At 61.5% G+C, this 16,161-nt stretch carries 15 protein-coding genes and 1 riboswitch; of the genes, 4 read left to right on the forward strand and 11 right to left on the reverse strand.

From position 1 onward, the window contains the following. Window positions 1-198 precede the first annotated feature (198 nt). The 6 genes from CO660_RS03345 to pobA form a co-directional block, all read right to left on the reverse strand. A complete protein-coding gene (locus CO660_RS03345) occupies window positions 199-915 on the reverse strand; it encodes an ABC transporter ATP-binding protein (protein WP_097597350.1) in 717 nt (238 codons plus the stop codon). Further along, window positions 896-1,660 carry an ABC transporter ATP-binding protein gene (locus CO660_RS03350; protein ID WP_097597353.1) on the reverse strand — a complete coding sequence of 255 codons (765 nt, stop codon included), beginning with the start codon at window positions 1,658-1,660 and terminating at the stop codon, window positions 896-898. Before CO660_RS03350 ends, CO660_RS03345 begins: the two co-directional genes overlap by 20 nt. Further along, window positions 1,657-2,658 (reverse strand): branched-chain amino acid ABC transporter permease, encoded by a 1,002-nt coding sequence (locus tag CO660_RS03355; protein WP_097597355.1) that lies wholly within the window; start codon window positions 2,656-2,658, stop codon window positions 1,657-1,659. Before CO660_RS03355 ends, CO660_RS03350 begins: the two co-directional genes overlap by 4 nt. Before the next feature lies 1 nt (window position 2,659). Next, on the reverse strand, window positions 2,660-3,523 hold the full coding sequence (locus CO660_RS03360) for a branched-chain amino acid ABC transporter permease (RefSeq protein WP_097597358.1): 864 nt from the start codon (window positions 3,521-3,523) through the stop codon (window positions 2,660-2,662). 67 nt (window positions 3,524-3,590) lie between these two features. Continuing rightward, entirely contained in the window at window positions 3,591-4,763 is a 1,173-nt protein-coding gene (locus CO660_RS03365; RefSeq protein ID WP_097597359.1) for an ABC transporter substrate-binding protein, read from the reverse strand. A gap of 185 nt (window positions 4,764-4,948) precedes the next feature. Further along, the gene (gene pobA, locus CO660_RS03370; RefSeq protein ID WP_097597361.1) at window positions 4,949-6,121 is read right to left on the reverse strand and encodes a 4-hydroxybenzoate 3-monooxygenase; all 1,173 of its coding nucleotides are present in this window, start codon (window positions 6,119-6,121) and stop codon (window positions 4,949-4,951) included. A 118-nt stretch (window positions 6,122-6,239) separates the two neighbouring features. On the opposite strand from pobA, the gene CO660_RS03375 reads away from it, so the two are divergent. Continuing rightward, window positions 6,240-7,130 carry a helix-turn-helix domain-containing protein gene (locus tag CO660_RS03375; protein WP_097597363.1) on the forward strand — a complete coding sequence of 297 codons (891 nt, stop codon included), beginning with the start codon at window positions 6,240-6,242 and terminating at the stop codon, window positions 7,128-7,130. Window positions 7,131-7,178: 48 nt separating this feature from the next. On the opposite strand, the gene CO660_RS03380 is transcribed toward CO660_RS03375, so the two are convergent. From CO660_RS03380 to CO660_RS03395, 4 genes are all read right to left on the reverse strand, one after another. Further along, on the reverse strand, window positions 7,179-9,566 hold the full coding sequence (locus tag CO660_RS03380) for a phosphoketolase family protein (RefSeq protein ID WP_097597365.1): 2,388 nt from the start codon (window positions 9,564-9,566) through the stop codon (window positions 7,179-7,181). Window positions 9,567-9,637: 71 nt separating this feature from the next. After that, a complete protein-coding gene (locus CO660_RS03385; protein ID WP_097597367.1) occupies window positions 9,638-10,816 on the reverse strand; it encodes an acetate/propionate family kinase in 1,179 nt (392 codons plus the stop codon). A gap of 138 nt (window positions 10,817-10,954) precedes the next feature. Next, complete coding sequence (locus CO660_RS03390; protein ID WP_097597369.1) at window positions 10,955-12,526, reverse strand: bifunctional diguanylate cyclase/phosphodiesterase; 1,572 nt, start codon at window positions 12,524-12,526, stop codon at window positions 10,955-10,957. 474 nt (window positions 12,527-13,000) lie between these two features. After that, window positions 13,001-13,549 carry a histidine phosphatase family protein gene (locus CO660_RS03395; RefSeq protein ID WP_097597371.1) on the reverse strand — a complete coding sequence of 183 codons (549 nt, stop codon included), beginning with the start codon at window positions 13,547-13,549 and terminating at the stop codon, window positions 13,001-13,003. A 56-nt stretch (window positions 13,550-13,605) separates the two neighbouring features. After that, window positions 13,606-13,755: riboswitch (cobalamin riboswitch) on the forward strand. 25 nt (window positions 13,756-13,780) lie between these two features. Here CO660_RS03395 and CO660_RS03400 point away from each other — a divergent pair. From CO660_RS03400 to CO660_RS03415, 3 genes are all read left to right on the forward strand, one after another. Then, window positions 13,781-13,990, forward strand: coding sequence for a CbtB domain-containing protein (locus CO660_RS03400; RefSeq protein WP_085779300.1), 210 nt, complete (start codon window positions 13,781-13,783; stop codon window positions 13,988-13,990). A 114-nt stretch (window positions 13,991-14,104) separates the two neighbouring features. Next, entirely contained in the window at window positions 14,105-14,839 is a 735-nt protein-coding gene (locus CO660_RS03410; protein ID WP_097597373.1) for a CbtA family protein, read from the forward strand. A 53-nt stretch (window positions 14,840-14,892) separates the two neighbouring features. Beyond that, window positions 14,893-15,462, forward strand: coding sequence for a hypothetical protein (locus tag CO660_RS03415; RefSeq protein WP_245421284.1), 570 nt, complete (start codon window positions 14,893-14,895; stop codon window positions 15,460-15,462). Here the strand turns inward: CO660_RS03415 and CO660_RS03420 are convergent. Next, the gene (locus CO660_RS03420; RefSeq protein WP_097597378.1) at window positions 15,447-16,109 is read right to left on the reverse strand and encodes a sulfite oxidase-like oxidoreductase; all 663 of its coding nucleotides are present in this window, start codon (window positions 16,107-16,109) and stop codon (window positions 15,447-15,449) included. The genes CO660_RS03415 and CO660_RS03420 overlap by 16 nt on opposite strands. Window positions 16,110-16,161: the final 52 nt, after the last annotated feature.

The following is a 16,161-nucleotide window of genomic DNA, read 5'->3' on the forward strand; positions in this document are numbered from 1 at the left end:
CTCCCGTCTGAAGTATTGTTTGAATATGCAACCGTATCGGGTGCTTGGCAACGAAATTGACGGAGCGTCAGATCAATTCAGCTGTCAAATCCAACAGGCGCAATTTTTCTGCAGCTCAAATATCCAAGTAGAGGCGTCGGCTTCGACGTCTGCGAGCCGATGATGACGTGATCCCGACGATATACTGCATTGATTGCTTCAATGCAGGCCGCCCACTCCGAGCAAGCTTTCTACTGCTTCGTGATCCTTCGACAAGTCCGACGGCGTACCGGTCCAGGCCACCCTCCCGCGTTCGAGAATGATGACCCGATCGGCGAAATCGAGCGCGCTCTGAATGCGTTGTTCGACCAGAAGGATCGTCATGTCGCCTGATTTGGCGAGTTCTGTGAAGGCCGCCATCAGTTCCTCGCAGATCACGGGGGCCAAGCCCTCCAACGGTTCGTCGACCAACAGCACGGACGGGCGTCCGAGAATGCTGCGGGCTGTTGAAAGCATCTGCTGCTCGCCGCCGGAGAGCTGGTTGCCGAGGTTTCGGCGGCGCTCCTTCAGGCGCGGGAACATGGCATAGGCTTCCTCCAGCGCCGTCTTCGGCCGCGCCTTCAGACCGACGAAAAGGTTCTCTTCGACCGTCAGCGTCGGAAAGACGCAGCGCGTCTGAGGCACATAGCCGAGGCCCCTATGGGCGCGCATTGCGCTCGGTGCTGCGGTGACATCCGAACCACCGAGGTGGATCCGGCCTCGATACCGCCTGGTCTGGCCGGCAAGCGTTGCCAGCAGCGTGGTCTTACCCATACCGTTACGGCCGAGCACGGCAAGACGGGCGCCCGCCGGCACGGTGAAGGAGATGCCTTCGAGCACCCGCGTCGGCCCGTATCCGGCCGACAGGTTTTCAACCTCAAGCGACAGGGCTGGCATTGGCATAGCTCCCGAGATAGGCCTCGCGCACGCGGGCATCCTTGGTGACATCGGCCGGCAGGCCGTCGAAGATGATCGCGCCGGCCGCCAGCACGATGACGCGCTTGGCAAAACGGAAGACGAGGTCCATGTCGTGTTCGATCATCAGGACGGCGAGATCGGCGGGAAGGTCGGCCAGCGCCTGTTCGATGCGGCCGGTATCGCTTTGCGGCACGCCGGCCGCAGGCTCGTCGAGCAGCAGCACCTTCGGCCTCAGCGCCAGCGCCACGGCGATTTCGAGGAGCCGCTGCTGGCCATAGGCGATCTCGCTGACTCTGCGATGCATCAGCGAGGCCAGCCCGAGTTTACCCAGGAGATCGTCGACCTCCCCCATGACGTCGGGCATGGCGAGGAAATTCCCGAACATCTTGCGGGTCTTTCCGTCACGCTGAAGGACGGCGAGCCCCACATGTTCGGCGGGCGTCATATCCTGAAAAAGCCGCGTCACCTGAAAGGATCGGACGAGGCCGCGTTTGACCCTGCCGATCGCATCCACCTTCGTCACCGCCTCGCCGCCGAGGCGAACCTCGCCGGAATCGGGGGAGAGATTGCCGGTGACGAGGTTGACGAATGTGGTCTTGCCGGCGCCGTTCGGGCCGATCAGCGCGATGCGGTCGCCGGGCGCCATTGCCAGCGAGACATCATTGGTGACGGCAAGGCCGCCGAAGGCTTTCCTGAGATTGGTTACTTCGAAGACCGGGCTCATGCGCGCGTCTCCTTCCGGCGGCCGATGAAGGCGGCGGCCGTTCCGTAGAGGCCTTTCGGCGCAAACAGCACGACGGCGATCAGCAGGGCGCCGACCATGGTCAGCCAGTGAAAGGGATTGGCCGCCGAGACATAATCTTCGAAGAGCATGAAGATGACGGTGCCGGAGAGCGCGCCGAAGAGGGAGCCGGTGCCGCCGAGCACGAGCATGACAAGCGCTTCGGCCGATTGCGTGAACGACAGGCTGTCGAGCCCGACGACCTGGGTCGAGATCGCATTCACCGCGCCGCCGACGCCGGCAACGGCGCCTGAGATCACGTACATCTTGATGAGAGCGGCCTTCGGCGAGCCGCCCATGGCGCGGATGCGCAGCGGGTCTTGCCGGATACCGCGGCAGAGCATGCCGAAGGGTGAGCGAACCAGCAATCGCAGCAGCACGAAGACGATGACGAGCAGCGTCATTCCGAAGAAGAAGGCGGTGTGGCCGTAGAGATCGAATTCGAAAATGCCGAATATCGGATCCGGCGCGATGCCGGAAAGCCCGTCGCTGCCTCCCGTCCAGGCGGAGGCCTTGTTGGCAAATTCATGGAAGAGGTGGACGAGCGCAATCGACAGCACGAGCTGCGGCAGCCCATGCGCGCGCAGGATGATCGCGCCGCAGAGCAGCCCGGCAACCGCGCCCCCTGTTATGCCGGCAAGTATCATCAGCAGCGGATCGTTAATGCCGTAATGCGCCGACAGGATCCCGGCGGCATAGGCGCCGGAGCCGAACAGCGCGGCATGGCCGAGCGTTGCGACGCCGCAATAACCGGTCACGAGATCGAGCGACAGGACGAGCAGGGCGATCGTGATCATCCGCGTCAGAAGCGCCAGATTGTCGGGAAAGGCGAAATAGCCGATCGCGGCGATGGCTGTGATCACCGCTATTCCGAGAAGATCGGCATTCACTGCGCGCCGATGCCGGAGGCGTTCGGTTTCGTTGTTCATGACGAGCGTCATCCTATTTCATCCTTCCGGCAAGGCCGCGCGGGAAGACGCAGATGATGGCGATCACGGCGAGATAGAAGAAGAATTCCCCGAATTCCGGCATCAGATAGCGTCCCGTCGTATCGATGGCGCCAAGCAGCAGGCAGGCAATCAGCGCGCCCGGAATGGAGCCGGCGCCGCCGACGGAGACGACGACGAGGAAGGTCACCATATAGCGCAGCGCGTAGTAAGGTTCGACCGGCAGGAGTTCGGCGCCGACCACGCCGCCGAAGGCGGCAAGCCCGACGGCAACGGCAAAGCTCACCGCATAGATGATCTCGGTGCGCACGCCGAGTGCGGCAGCCATCGCCGCATCGTCGACGGAGGCGCGCAGCTTGACCCCGAAGCTCGTTCGCTCGATCGCGAACCACAGGGCGAGCGCAACGGCGAGACCGCAGAAGATGACGAAAAGCCGGTGCACGGGAATGGTGCGGAATCCGAGATCGGCCGATCCCTGCAAGGCGCCGGCAAGCGGTATCGTCTTCAGCGTCGGTCCCATCACGTAGTTCGCGATGCCGATGACGCAGAAAGTGATGCCGATTGTCATCAGCACCTGGGTCAGTTCAGGGGCGCCATAGATCCGGCGGTAGAGAAAACGCTCGAGCGGAATTGCGATGATGATCGTGACGACGACGGCCGCGACGACTGCGACAGCATAACTAAGACCGAGGTCACGGGCGGCATAGGAGGCGATGTAGCCTCCGATCATGGCGAAGGCGCCATGCGCCAGGTTGACGACACGCATCAGCCCCATGGTCACGGAAAGGCCGATCGAGATCACGAAGAGCGCCATGCCATAGGCAAAGGCGTCGACGGCGATGCTGAAGACTGTCTGCATGAAAATACCTTACTTCGATGCGGCGGGCGCGATGCGCGAGCCCGCCGCCGGTCCGGATGCCGCAATCTTACTTGGCCGCCGCGAGGCCCGGATCGCCCTGCTTCTCGAACGTCTGGATCTCCTTGTTGATGTAGGTCCCATCATCGGCCTTGACGACTTCGCGCAGATAGATGTTCTGGGTGATGTGCCGGCTTTCCGGATCGATCGAGACCGGGCCGCGCGGGCTCACCCAGGCAAGGCCCTTGACCGCGTCGACGGCCTTCTCTGCATCCTGCTTGCCACCCGTCGCCTCGATCATCTTGTAGATGACATACATGCCGTCATAGGCGCTGACGGCCGGGAAGGAGAGTTCAGCCTTGTTGCCGATCGCCTTGGCGGCAGCCTCGACAAAAGCCTTGTTCTCTGGCGAGTCGTGCGACACGGCATAGTGGAAGGTCGTCTGGATGCCGAGTGCGGCGTCGCCGAGCGCCGGCAGATCGGATTCCTGCGTCAGATCCCCCGGCGCGAAGAACTTGATTCCGGCGGCCTTCAAGCCATTCTCGTTATAGGCCTTGACGAAGCCGAGCGTCGTCGGGCCCGACGGCAAGAAGGCGAAGACGCCCTCGGCGCCGGAATCCTTGATGCGCTGCATGATCGGGCTGAAATCGTTGGTGGCAAGCGGCATGCGGATGGCCTCGACCACTTGGCCGCCGGCCTTTTCGAAGCCGGCCTTGAAGGCATTCTCGGCGTCGATGCCGGGGCCGTAATCGCTGACGACCGAGATCACCTTCTTGACGCCTGCGTCGAAAGCGACCTTGGCAATCGGCGTCGAGGTTTGCCACGTCGTAAAGGAGGTGCGCACCACGAGCGGGCTCTTGGTCACGATCGCCGAAGTGGCGGCGTTCATGATAATCATCGGCACGTTGCCCTGCTTCAGAATTGGCGTCACTGCCATGGCGTCGGGGGTGAAATAGAAGCCGGCGAGATACTGGACCTTTTCCTTGACGATCAGTTCCTGCGCCAGCGCCTTGGATTGGGCCGGGTCGGCCTGCGGCACGTCGCGGTAGACGATCTCGACCGCGTCGCTGCCGACCTTGTTGCCGTTGACAGCCATATAGGCTTCGATGCCGGCCTTGAAGTTCTTGCCCTGGAGCGCGAAGGGACCGGAGAACGGCCCGATGACGCCGACCTTGATCGTGTCGGCATAGGCGCTGGTGCCCATAACAATTGCCGCAGCGGCGGCCAGAAACAGCTTCCTCATTTTTCTCTCTCCCTTTTCGGCGTACTCCAGCGCCGTATTGAATTTCTGGTTAGCTTGTCATGCGAAATGGTGATGTAAAATGAAATAAATCCCCAAACACATGATTTGCCGGTTATGGTTCTGCGTGGTCATGACCACTCGTTGTTCGCTGCGTCTATGCGCGACTTTCATGCTCGATCTTCGTGTCAGAACGGCAATCCCACGTAGTTTTCCGCGAGCACCGTCGAGGCCGCACGGGAATGTGTGAGATAGTCGAGTTCGGCTTCCTGGATCTTCTGATCGAAATCGCCGGTATCGGGAAATCGGTGCATTATGGTCGTCATCCACCAGGAAAACCGCACGGCTTTCCATACGCGGGCGAGCGCCGTCTGCGAATAGGCGTCGATGCCGCTGTCGGAGCCTTCGCGGTAATGCTCGAGCAGCCCGCAGAACAGGTAATGGACATCGCTAGCTGCAAGGTTCAGCCCCTTGGCGCCGGTTGGCGGCACGATATGGGCGGCGTCGCCGACGAGAAAGAGCCGTCCGAAACGCATGGGCTCGGCGACGAAGGAGCGCAACGGAGCGATCGATTTTTCGAAGGATGGGGCGGTCGTCAATGCTTCGGCGTGATGGGCCGGCAGGCGCCGTCTCAACTCGTCCCAGAAGCGCTCGTCGCTCCAGTCTTCGATCTTCGCGTCAAGCGGGCACTGGATATAGTAGCGGCTGCGCGTGGCCGAGCGCATCGAACAGAGCGCGAAGCCCCTCGGGTGGTTGGCGTAGATCAGTTCATGGCTGACCGGCGCCACGTCGGCGAGTAGGCCGAACCAGCCGAAGGGATAGACCTTCTCGAAACTTCGGATCGCCCGTTCGGGAACGGCTCTGCGGCTTATTCCATGAAAGCCGTCGCAGCCGGCGATGAAATCGCAATCGATGCGGTGGCCGATACCATCCTTCGCATAGGTAACGAAGGGCGAGCCACGGTCGATATCATGCGGAGCCACATCGGCGGCATCATAGATCGAAAGGGCGCCACAAGCTTCCCGCCGCTCCATGAGATCGCGCGTCACCTCGGTTTGTCCGTAAACGGTCACGCGCCTGCCGCCGGTCAATTCGTGAAGATCGATGCGATGGTCGCGGCCGTCGAAGGCTAGCGAGAAGCCGTCATGCGGCAAGCCCTCGGCATGCAATCTTCTTCCAGCTTTGGCCTCGTCCAACAGCCCGACAGTGCCTTCCTCCAGCACGCCGGCGCGGACGCGGCCGAGGATATAGTTCTTGCTCACGCGGTCGAGGATGACGTTGTCAATTCCAGCTTCGGTCAGAAGCTGACCGAGCAGAAGGCCGGATGGCCCCGAACCGATGATGGCGACCTTAGTTCGCAAATGCTTCCTCCCTCGCATTTTTGCGTTTTGTCAGATTCTGCCGTGCCGCCATTGCCGCAACAATGGACATTCCGACCGAAAAATTGCACTTATCGAACATTGGCACAGGAGAGAGCCGATGAGCAGGCATATACCGACCTACGAGCTCTATGGCGAAAATACCGGGCGATCTCCGGAATTCTGGTTGCATTGCGAAACAATTCGCTCCCGCAGCAGCCTGCATCAATGGGAAATTCGGCTTCACCGCCACGAGAGCTTCTTTCAGATATTGTACATCGAAGCCGGTTCGGGCGATGCGATCTTCGGCAACAGGAACCACGCCATCTGCCCGCCTGCGATCATCACGGTTCCCCCTGGGCTCAATCACGGCTTTCGCTTCTCACGTGATATCGACGGCCTGGTGATCACTATATTGAGGTCCCATCTTAGCCACCCGCCAGGCGAGCGAAGCCAGCTGGGCGAGTGGCTGGCGATGCCGCTTCTGACGCCGCTCGCTCCCGATAACGCCGAGGCTGCCTATGTCATGCAGACGCTGAGGCGGCTCGGCGACGAATTCGAAAACCGCCGCGGTGGCCGCAACGAGGTGTTGGCTGCCTATGTCGGGCTGGCGTTGCGGCTGACGGCGCGGATTTCGCATGAAGGACATGCACAGGAGCTTCCGTCAAACGAGAACGAGCGGCGAATGGAGATGCTGGACGAACTGATCCAGCAGCATTTTCGATCGCACAGGCCGGCGTCCTTCTACGCCAGGGAACTCGGCATTTCGTCGACGCATCTCACCCGTATCGTTCGCTCCATGACGGGAAGCACCCCGCATGAGCTGATCGCCGGGAAATTGATCGAAGAGGCGAAGCGCCAGCTCGTCTTTACCATCGGCAGCGTTCAGGAGATCGGATTTCGCCTCGGCTTTGCTGATCCCGCCTATTTCTCGCGCTTCTTCCTGAAATATACGGGCGAAACGCCGCGGGTCTGGCGGATGAACGAAAAAGCTCGGCTTGAACGGGCATAGGGTCCGGCATTCGGTCATCCGACATCGCGTGCGTCAGTCGCAGATGTCTCACGCGGCCGGCCACATCCAGTTCCGCACCTCCGGCATGTCCTCGCCATGTTCCCTGACGTAATCATGATGTTCCGCGAGCTTGCCGCGGAAGGCGGCCAGCGCGTCCTTCGCCTTCTCCTTCAGGCCCGGCACGCGCTCGATGGCTTCGATGGCGAGATGGTAGCGGTCGAGTTCGTTAAGGACGGTCATGTCGAAAGGCGTGGTCGTCGTTCCCTCCTCGACGAAGCCGCGGACGTGGATGTTTTCGTGGTTGGCGCGCTTATAAGTCAGGCGGTGAATGAGATAGGGATAGCCGTGATAGGCGAAAATGACCGGCTTATCGGCGGTGAAGATCGCGTCGAAGGCCTCGTCGGCAAGGCCGTGCGGATGCTGGTCTCTGGATTGCAGCGCCAGGAGGTCGACGACATTGACGGTGCGGATCTTCAGCTCGGGAATGGCCTTGCGCAGAAGATCGACGGCGGCGAGCGTTTCCATCGTCGGGACATCGCCGGCGCAGGCCATGACGAGATCAGGCGAGATCGTGTCCTCCTCGTTGCTTGCCCAGTGCCAGATGCCGATGCCGGCCTCGCAATGTTTCACCGCCTCGTCCATCGACAGCCATTGCGGCTCCGGCTGCTTGCCAGCGACGATGACGTTGACGCGGTTATAGGTGCGCAGGCAATGATCGCCGACCCAGAGCAGGCTGTTGGCGTCCGGCGGCAGGTAGATGCGGACGATATCGGCCTTCTTGTTGGCGACGAGATCGACGAAACCAGGATCCTGATGGCTGAATCCGTTATGGTCCTGTCGCCAGACATGCGAGGTCAGCAGGTAGTTCAGCGATGATATCGGCTTTCGCCATTCGAGCTCGCGCGTCACCTTCAGCCATTTGGCGTGCTGGTTGAACATGGAATCGATGATGTGGATGAAGGCCTCGTAACAGGAAAAGAGGCCGTGCCGGCCAGTCAGGAGATAACCTTCCAGCCAACCCTGGCAGAGATGTTCGGAGAGCACCTCCATGACACGCCCATCGCGGGAGAGGTGGACATCATAGGGTTGGATGTCCTCCATCCAGACACGGTCGGTGACGTCGAAGACGCTGCCGAGGCGGTTCGATTCCGTCTCGTCGGGGCCGAAGATGCGGAAGTTTGCCGCCTTGGCGTTGAGCTTCATCGTGTCACGCAGGTAATGGCCAAGGATCTCCGTCGATTGGGCGACAACGCTGCCGCGCCTGCCGATGTCGACTGCATAATCCCGAATATCGGGCACGGCCAATTCCTTGCGCAGCAAGCCGCCATTGGCATGCGGATTGGCGCCCATGCGGCGTTTGCCAGCGGGGGCAAGGGCGCGCAGTTCCGGTTTCAGCCGGCCGTCGGCGCCGAACAGGTCTTCGGGATCATAGCCGCGCATCCAGTCCTCGAGAATCTTGCGGTGGTCGTCATTCCCGCGGCAGTTGGAGACCGGCACCTGGTGGGCTCGCCAGAAATCTTCCACCTTCTTGCCGTCGACCTCCTTTGGGCCTGTCCAACCCTTGGGGCTGCGCAGCACAATCATTGGCCAGCGCGGGCAGCCGGCTGTGCTCTTGCCGCTGCGGGCTTGCTCCTGGATCTCGCGGATGCGCTCGAAGACCCGGTCCAGCGTCGCAGCCATTTGTTGGTGCATGTCGCGCGGCTCATGGCCGGTGACGAAAAGCGGCTCGTAGCCGTAGCCTTCGAAGAGACGTCGGAGGTCGTCGTCACCCGCCCGGCCTAAAATGGTCGGATTGGCGATCTTATAGCCGTTCAGATGCAGGATCGGCAGAACGGCGCCGTCGCGGGCGGGATTGAGGAACTTGTTGGAATGCCAGCTGGCGGCGAGCGGCCCGGTTTCGGCCTCACCGTCGCCGACGATGCAGGCGACGGTGAGGTCGGGATTGTCGAAGGCGGCGCCATAGGCATGGACGAGGGCGTAGCCGAGTTCGCCGCCCTCATGGATCGACCCCGGTGTTTCCGGCGCCGCATGGCTCGGAATGCCGCCGGGAAAGGAAAATTGGCGGAAGAGTTTGCGCATCCCCTCGGCGTCTTCGGAAATATCGGGATAGATTTCGCTGTAGGTGCCTTCGAGATAGGTGTTGGCGACGATGCCCGGCCCGCCGTGACCGGGGCCGCATATGTAGATGATGTCGAGATCGCGGGCTCGGATGAGGCGGTTCAGATGCGCATAGATGAAGTTGAGGCCGGGCGTCGTGCCCCAGTGGCCGAGCAGACGGGGCTTGATGTGCTCTGACTTCAGCGGCTCGCGCAGCAGCGGATTGGCAAGCAGGTAGATCTGGCCGACCGAGAGATAGTTGGCGGCCCGCCAGTAGCGGTCGATCAGGGTGAGTTCAGCATCGGTCAGGGCGGCGGCGGTCGAGACATGCTTTTCCATTGGCTTCTCCCGTTCGAAAACACGTTCAACGTCAGTTCTAGCCGTTAGCGCCGGCGCGCCATTGATCTGGATCAGCGGGCGCGAAGAACGGACAGCGCTTCATCGGCGATCACCTGTTCTTCGTCCGTGGCAATGACATAGGCGACCATGCGGCTTTCCCTGGTGCTGATCGTTAAACCATTAGCTGCATTGGCCTTCTCGTCGATCGAAAGGCCAAGCCAGGACAGGTGTTTCGCCACGCCGGCGCGGATTTCCGGCTGATGCTCGCCTATCCCGGCGGTGAAGACGACGGCATCGAGGCCGCGGAGGGTTACCGCCATGCGGCCGATCTCGCCGGCAATGCGCAGTGTGAAAAGGTCGATCGCCTGGCGCGCTTCCGGCCGGCCGTCCTTCAACAGATCGCGCGTGTCGGCGCTGATGCCGGAGACGCCGAGCAGGCCTGAGCGGTGATAGAGCAAATCCTCGATCTCACCCAGGGACCGTTTTCTCTCTCCTGCCAAGTGCAGGATCACGCCGGGATCGAGGCAGCCCGGGCGTGTCGCCATCGGGATGCCGCCGAGGGTCGAAAAGCCCATGCTGCAATCGCGGCTGATGCCGTCTTCCATCGCACAGAGGCTGGCGCCGCTGCCGAGATGGGCGACCACAGCCCTTGCCGTATGCGGCGCCTTGCGAGCGAGTTCACTGGCGATGAACTTATAAGAAAGCCCGTGGAAGCCGTAACGCTTGATGCCCTCCTCATGCAAGGAACGGGGTATGGCGAGGCGGCGCACGAGATCGTCCTGCGTGGCATGGAAGGCCGTGTCGAAGGAGGCTGTCTGGACAAGATGCGGCTTCAGATGGCGGAGCGCGCGGATGAAGCGCAGCGCTTGCGGCTGGTGCAGGGGCGCGAGCGGGATCAGCGCTTCGATCCCATCGGTGGCGGCGTCATCAAGCGCGACGGCGCTCGTGAAGCGCTCGCCGCCATGGACGACGCGGTGGCCGGCTACGGCCGCCGCTGCCATATCGAAGTGATCGGCGAGACGCGTGAAGGTCTCGTCGATGACCCGGTGCAGATCGTCCGTCACCTCCGCCTTCAGCGGCATATCGAATGTCTGCGATCCCTTGGTCAGGACAAGCGAAAGCGGCTCGGCGCGGAGATCGATGACGCCCTTTCCTAGGTGTCGTGCATCGGCACCATCAATCGAGAAGACGCCGACCTTCACCGTCGATGAGCCGGCGTTGAATGTCAGGAGGAGGTCGGTGGATGACATGTCTTCAGAGACTCCGCACAGTCGTCACGATGACCGAACTTAGCGCCGAAACTCCCGCCGGAAAGGCATGGCCGCCCGAGCGCCACATGCTGACGGTGCGTGGCAGCCTTGGGGCAGTTTTGTCGAATTACGCGAGGGTCAGGCGGTTGACGCCAGATTGGCGTTGCGATCGCGGATGAAGATGCTCGCCTCGGCGGCGGGCATCGCCTTACCGAAAAGATAGCCCTGGCCGATGTCGCAGCCGAGCTGCAGCAGGAAGGCAAGCTGGCCATGCTCCTCGACACCTTCCGCAGTCGTCTTGATGTTGAGGCTTCTGCTGAGGCCAAGCATGGCGCGGACGATTTTTTCCTGCCGTTCGTCATCGCGATAGGTGGCGATGAAGCTCTTGTCGATCTTGATCTTGTCGAAGCGGTAGCGGGCGAGCTGGGCAAGGCTCGAATAGCCCGTGCCGAAATCGTCGAGAGCGATCTGGATGCCGGCCGCATGCAGCTCTTCGAGAATGATGGCGGCGATAGCGGGATCCTGGATCAGCGCGTTTTCGGTGATCTCAATCTCCAGGCGTTGCGGCGGCAGCCGGCTTGCTGAAAGGACCTTGAGGATGCGGGAGGCCAGCAGCCTGTCTTCCATCTGCACCGGCGACACGTTGAAGGACAAAGTGACATGAGCTGGCCAAGTGAGCGCATCGCCGCAGGCCTGCGCAAGGAGATCCTCGAACAGGGCGGTGATCATCCCGGTCTCCTCGGCAATGTCGATGAAAACAGGCGGCGAAATATTGATACCATCCTCGCCGACCCAGCGCGCGAGGGCTTCGAAACCGCAAAGCTGGCCAGTTTTCAAATCAATCAAAGGTTGATAGAAAGGCATGATCGCCTTGTCGGCGATTGCCGCGCGCAGCCTGCTTTCCAGAGAGGCGCGTTCCGTTACCTTGTCCTGCATCGAAGCTTCGAAGACGAGATAATTGTTAGGGCCGCGTGATTTGGCCTCATACATGGCCAGATCCGCACGGTGGGCGGCGTCTTCCAGCGGCTCGCTGCCCTCAAGCCAGCGATCGTAGCCGACGCTGGCGCCGACTTCGACGGCAAAGCCATCGATATGGATCGGCCGGGTGACGGCCTGGATCAGCAACTTGGCGAAACGCTCCTCGCGCTCTGCCGTCAGGGAAAAGGCGACGATGATGAATTCGTCACCGCCGAAGCGGTAAACGCAATCCGCGTTGCCAAGCGCGCAGATGCGTCTGGCAACTTCGACCAGCAACACGTCGCCGCCCTTGTGGCCGACGAGATCGTTGACTTTTTTGAAGCCGTCGAGGTCGACGGAGAAGATCGTGACGTTGTCGTCCCATTCCTCGATCTCGGCCTCGCCGCTTCTGACCGGCCGTGAGAGGATTTTGCGCTCGAAGGCGTAGCGGTTCGGCAGCTTGGTCAGATGGTCGTGGGTTGCCGTCCAATCGGCCTTAGCCTGTTCGGTGGCGCGCAGCTCCATTTCCTTGCGCAGGTCGGCGATGCGCAGCACCGAATAGATGAAGCTCATCGCGCCAGCGATGCCGAGAGCCAGAACGAGCTTATCCGCCCCGTACTCGCCGAAACTGGTCATGAAGGAGACGAGGCGGTCGTCGAAGTGCAGCACCGTGCCGAGGATCCAGAGGGTTACTCCGAAAACCACAACCGACACGCATTGCCTTCCGGCCCTGCTTCGAAAAAACGCAGGCATTATCGCATTCTCCATCTCCACCCTCTGCCGGACTATCACGAAAATCTGAAATGTTCGTTGAAACCATAAGGCGAATTGTTGGAGGTGGCAGCCCGTCCGTTGCGGTGCTGTCCGGACCTCGGCTGCGCTACGGCGTTTCGCTGGTGCTGCTTGGAAGATTAGAGGATGTCCGGATTCAAGACGAGGGGAGCCCCACGAAAGAACGAGGGCGAGCGTGCTGTCGCATCGCTCGCCCTGTCTCGCTCTTCAGGCGGTGACGATCAGCAGCGGAACGCTGACGACCAGACCGACCATAACTAAGGTGAGCGTCACGACCCTCATCAAGCGCAGGCGCCGCGTACGCTCCCCACTCCAATCATATGCCATAGCTTCCGTCTCCTTGGGACAAGGAAGTAGTCCCGGTCAGACCCGGTTCAATAGAGATGACGCGATTTGCTTGCGTAAGGCTGGATAGTATGAGGGATGTCTAATTCTCTAGAGGCGCAGCGACCAGCGCTGTCCATTGCTGGTCATCCGAACGACCACCAGCGGCTCGACATCGACGAGCCAGAACGAGGGGAGGGGAGCCTGAAGCACATGCGCAATCGCTGTTCTTATAATCGATGCGTGGGTGACGGCTATCACATGACCGCCGAGCGTGGATTGTTCATCCATCCAGCCGGCGACGCGCGTCCGCAGACCGAGAAAACTGTCGCCGCCATGTGGGGCGGCTTCCGGATCGCTCATCCAAGCCATGAGGTTCTCCGGCTCTTCGGTGCCGATTGCCGCAATCGGCCTGCCGGCCCAGCGGCCATTGTCGCAGTCGGCAAGCCGCTGTTCTATTTGAGCGTCGAGACCGAGGGCTGTAGCGGTCTGGCGGGCACGCAAAGCCGGGCTCGTGACGATCCGGTCGGCGCGAGGCAGGGCGGTCATCCGGCCGGCTTCTTCAGCGGCCTTGTCTTCCAGCGGCTCATCCAGCGGGAACAGGGCCTTGCGGCTCGCCGCCGTGGCGCCGTGACAGATCCAGGTGAGGCGGGTATTCACGGTTGTTCCGATCTTCGCAATATGGTGGGGACGACCCTTCGCCGGCGTCTCGAAGTTTCGTTGACAGTCTCTTCGGCGTCCAGATATAACCGTGCTGTTGCGGGTTTGGAAGCCGGTGGAAATCCGGCGCGGTCGCGCCACTGTGACCAGCGTTTCGAAGTTCTTTACGCTGGAAGTCAGACCCTGCCGCACAACACTCTTTCGACTGAACGCGTCATTCCGGAGGGATACATGTCTGACACCACTTTCGCGCCCGTTGCGGCACCGGCGCCAATCCCTGTAGGGGAAATCCTGCCCTGGGCGGTTTTCGGCGGCCTGCTGATGCTCATCGTTCTTTATTTCGTCGGCACCGAGGAAGGCGCGATGGCGCTGTTCAACGGCATGTATGTGCACGAATTCGTGCATGACGGCCGCCATCTGCTCGGCTTTCCCTGCCACTAAAGCGCATCGCGATCTTTCAGATTCGCTTTTCGCGCTTTAGGTCTTTGTTTACGCATGTCGTTATCGCAAAACCGCTGCACACTTTTGCGCGACATGCTTAGGGGGAATATTGACATGGTTGGAAAGCTTCTGCTTCGCGGCATGCTCGCGGGCCTGATTGCTGGTATCCTCGTTTTCGCTTTCGCCCATATCTTCGGCGAGCCGCTGGTCGATGCGGCAATCGCCTTCGAGGAGGCGAGCGCCCAGGCGGCGGGCGAAGCTGCCGAACCTGAAATCGTCAGCCGGGCCACGCAGGCTGGTCTCGGCCTTTTCACCGGCGTCATGGCCTACAGTATCGCCGTCGGCGGGCTCTTTTCGCTCGCCTTCGCCTTCGTACATGGCCGCTTCAGCAGCCTCTCGGCGCGCGGCACCTCGGCCGTTATCGCCATTGCCGCCTTCGTGGCAGTGGTGTTTGTTCCCGGAATCAAATATCCGGCCAACCCCCCGGCGGTCGGCAATCCCGAAACGATCGGCGTCAGGACCGAGCTGTTCTTCCTGATGATTGTCGTTTCGCTCGCCTCGCTGGTTGCCGCGGTCGCGCTGTCGCGCCGCCTTGGCGAGCGCTTCGGTCTCTGGAACGGCGCGATCATCGCCGGCATCGCCTATCTCGTCTTCATCGGCTTCGTGCTTTATCTGTTGCCGCCGATCAACGAGGTGCCCGAGAATTTCTCGGCGATGGTACTCTGGCGGTTCCGCACCACCTCGCTCGGCATGCATGCGATCCTTTGGGCAACGCTCGGTCTGGTTTTCGGAGCGCTGGCAGAAAGGGGTCTTGCCGCCAAGAGTGGACTGCGGCCGGCGTTCCGGTGATGCAGCATATTGGCAGGTTTGCTTTTCTCGGTCTCATCGCGAGCCTGTTGCCAATGTTTATCGGAAATGCTTTCGGCCATGGGAGCAGCTCTGGCGGCTCCGATACCGGGCTCGATATTCCGGCAATTTCCCACGGCGAGATGGCGATCATTTCGGAGTATCGCAGCAGCATCAGCATGCTGGCGTCACGGGCGGCCGATACGAACGAATCGTTCCGGCGTGTCCTGAACTACGCCGAAATCCAGTATTCCTATTGCCTCTGGGGTCGGATGCCCGGCAGCGTGACGGACGAGGAGAGCCCGTTCAACCAATGCGCCCATGCCTATCTCGCGGCGACGAAAGCCGTGCTGCTGGCGATGCGTGAGATGCCGCGGGAGGCAACCGCGGCGGGCGAAATCATATCGGCCATCGACGCCGAGATGGCGGGTCGCGGGCTTGCCTTCATTACCTGCCAGTTCAGCGGCGAGGCATTCAATACCGCCAATATCATCAAGCCGAGTTGGAGCAAGGTGCCGCTTCATCCTGCCAGCATGGCGTCCCTGACGGGGTTGGCCGCCATGTTGGGGCTTGCCATCCTGACGCTTCGCCGCTTCCTGCGGCCGAAGGCTCAGTCGTCGGAATAGCGCTGCTCGCGCCACGGATCGCCATACATATGGTAGCCGTTCTTTTCCCAGAAGCCTGCCTCGTCGGCGGCGAGCAACTCGATGCGGCGCAGCCATTTGGCGCTTTTCCAGAAATAAAGATGCGGCGCGACGAGGCGCATTGGGCCGCCGTGCTCCGGTGTCAGCGGCAGGCCGTCCCAGGAGGTCGCCAGGATCGCATCCTCGGCGGCGAAATCGGCGAGCGGCAGATTGGTGGTGTAGCCGTCATAGCTCGTCAGCATCACGTAGGCTGCTTCCGGTTTCGGCATGGCGCGATCGAGCAGATCCCGCGTCGAAACGCCTTTCCAGTTGTTGTCATAACGCGACCAAGTGGTGACGCAGTGAATGTCGCTCACCCCAGTGCTCTGCTCCATCGCCTGGAAATCGGCCCAGGTGAGGGTGAGAGGCGTTTCGACCAAACCACGCACTTCAAGCCGCCAGCTCTCGGTTGAAATGACCGGCTGCTGGCCGAGATCGAGCACCGGCCAATTCTTGACGAGGTGCTGGCCGGGCGGCAGGCGCTCGGTCTCGGGCCTGCTGATGCGCCCGGTCAGGAACTTGCCCTCTGACGCCCAGCGGCGCTTGGAGTTGGTGAGTTTGCTGTCGGCGGGCGTCTGGTCGTCGCTCATGAATGGGTTTCCTTGCGGTGCAGCAATAGGACATCCGTCCCTGCCGAGTGTC

It is taken from the genome of Rhizobium sp. L9 (genome assembly GCF_002531885.1).
Classification (GTDB): domain Bacteria; phylum Pseudomonadota; class Alphaproteobacteria; order Rhizobiales; family Rhizobiaceae; genus Rhizobium.

What these genes read in the sequence shown, in the direction of transcription:
- CO660_RS03365 (WP_097597359.1), bottom strand. Translation starts at nt 4,763, where the DNA reads ATGAGGAAGCTGTTTCTGGCCGCCGCTGCGGCAATTGTTATGGGCACC.
- CO660_RS03380 (WP_097597365.1), bottom strand. Translation starts at nt 9,566, where the DNA reads ATGGAAAAGCATGTCTCGACCGCCGCCGCCCTGACCGATGCTGAACTC.
- CO660_RS03375 (WP_097597363.1), top strand. Translation starts at nt 6,240, where the DNA reads ATGAGCAGGCATATACCGACCTACGAGCTCTATGGCGAAAATACCGGG.
- CO660_RS03415 (WP_245421284.1), top strand. Translation starts at nt 14,893, where the DNA reads ATGTTTATCGGAAATGCTTTCGGCCATGGGAGCAGCTCTGGCGGCTCC.
- CO660_RS03350 (WP_097597353.1), bottom strand. Translation starts at nt 1,660, where the DNA reads ATGAGCCCGGTCTTCGAAGTAACCAATCTCAGGAAAGCCTTCGGCGGC.
- CO660_RS03385 (WP_097597367.1), bottom strand. Translation starts at nt 10,816, where the DNA reads ATGTCATCCACCGACCTCCTCCTGACATTCAACGCCGGCTCATCGACG.
- CO660_RS03355 (WP_097597355.1), bottom strand. Translation starts at nt 2,658, where the DNA reads ATGACGCTCGTCATGAACAACGAAACCGAACGCCTCCGGCATCGGCGC.
- CO660_RS03345 (WP_097597350.1), bottom strand. Translation starts at nt 915, where the DNA reads ATGCCAGCCCTGTCGCTTGAGGTTGAAAACCTGTCGGCCGGATACGGG.
- CO660_RS03360 (WP_097597358.1), bottom strand. Translation starts at nt 3,523, where the DNA reads ATGCAGACAGTCTTCAGCATCGCCGTCGACGCCTTTGCCTATGGCATG.
- CO660_RS03420 (WP_097597378.1), bottom strand. Translation starts at nt 16,109, where the DNA reads ATGAGCGACGACCAGACGCCCGCCGACAGCAAACTCACCAACTCCAAG.
- CO660_RS03390 (WP_097597369.1), bottom strand. Translation starts at nt 12,526, where the DNA reads ATGCCTGCGTTTTTTCGAAGCAGGGCCGGAAGGCAATGCGTGTCGGTT.
- CO660_RS03410 (WP_097597373.1), top strand. Translation starts at nt 14,105, where the DNA reads ATGGTTGGAAAGCTTCTGCTTCGCGGCATGCTCGCGGGCCTGATTGCT.
- CO660_RS03400 (WP_085779300.1), top strand. Translation starts at nt 13,781, where the DNA reads ATGTCTGACACCACTTTCGCGCCCGTTGCGGCACCGGCGCCAATCCCT.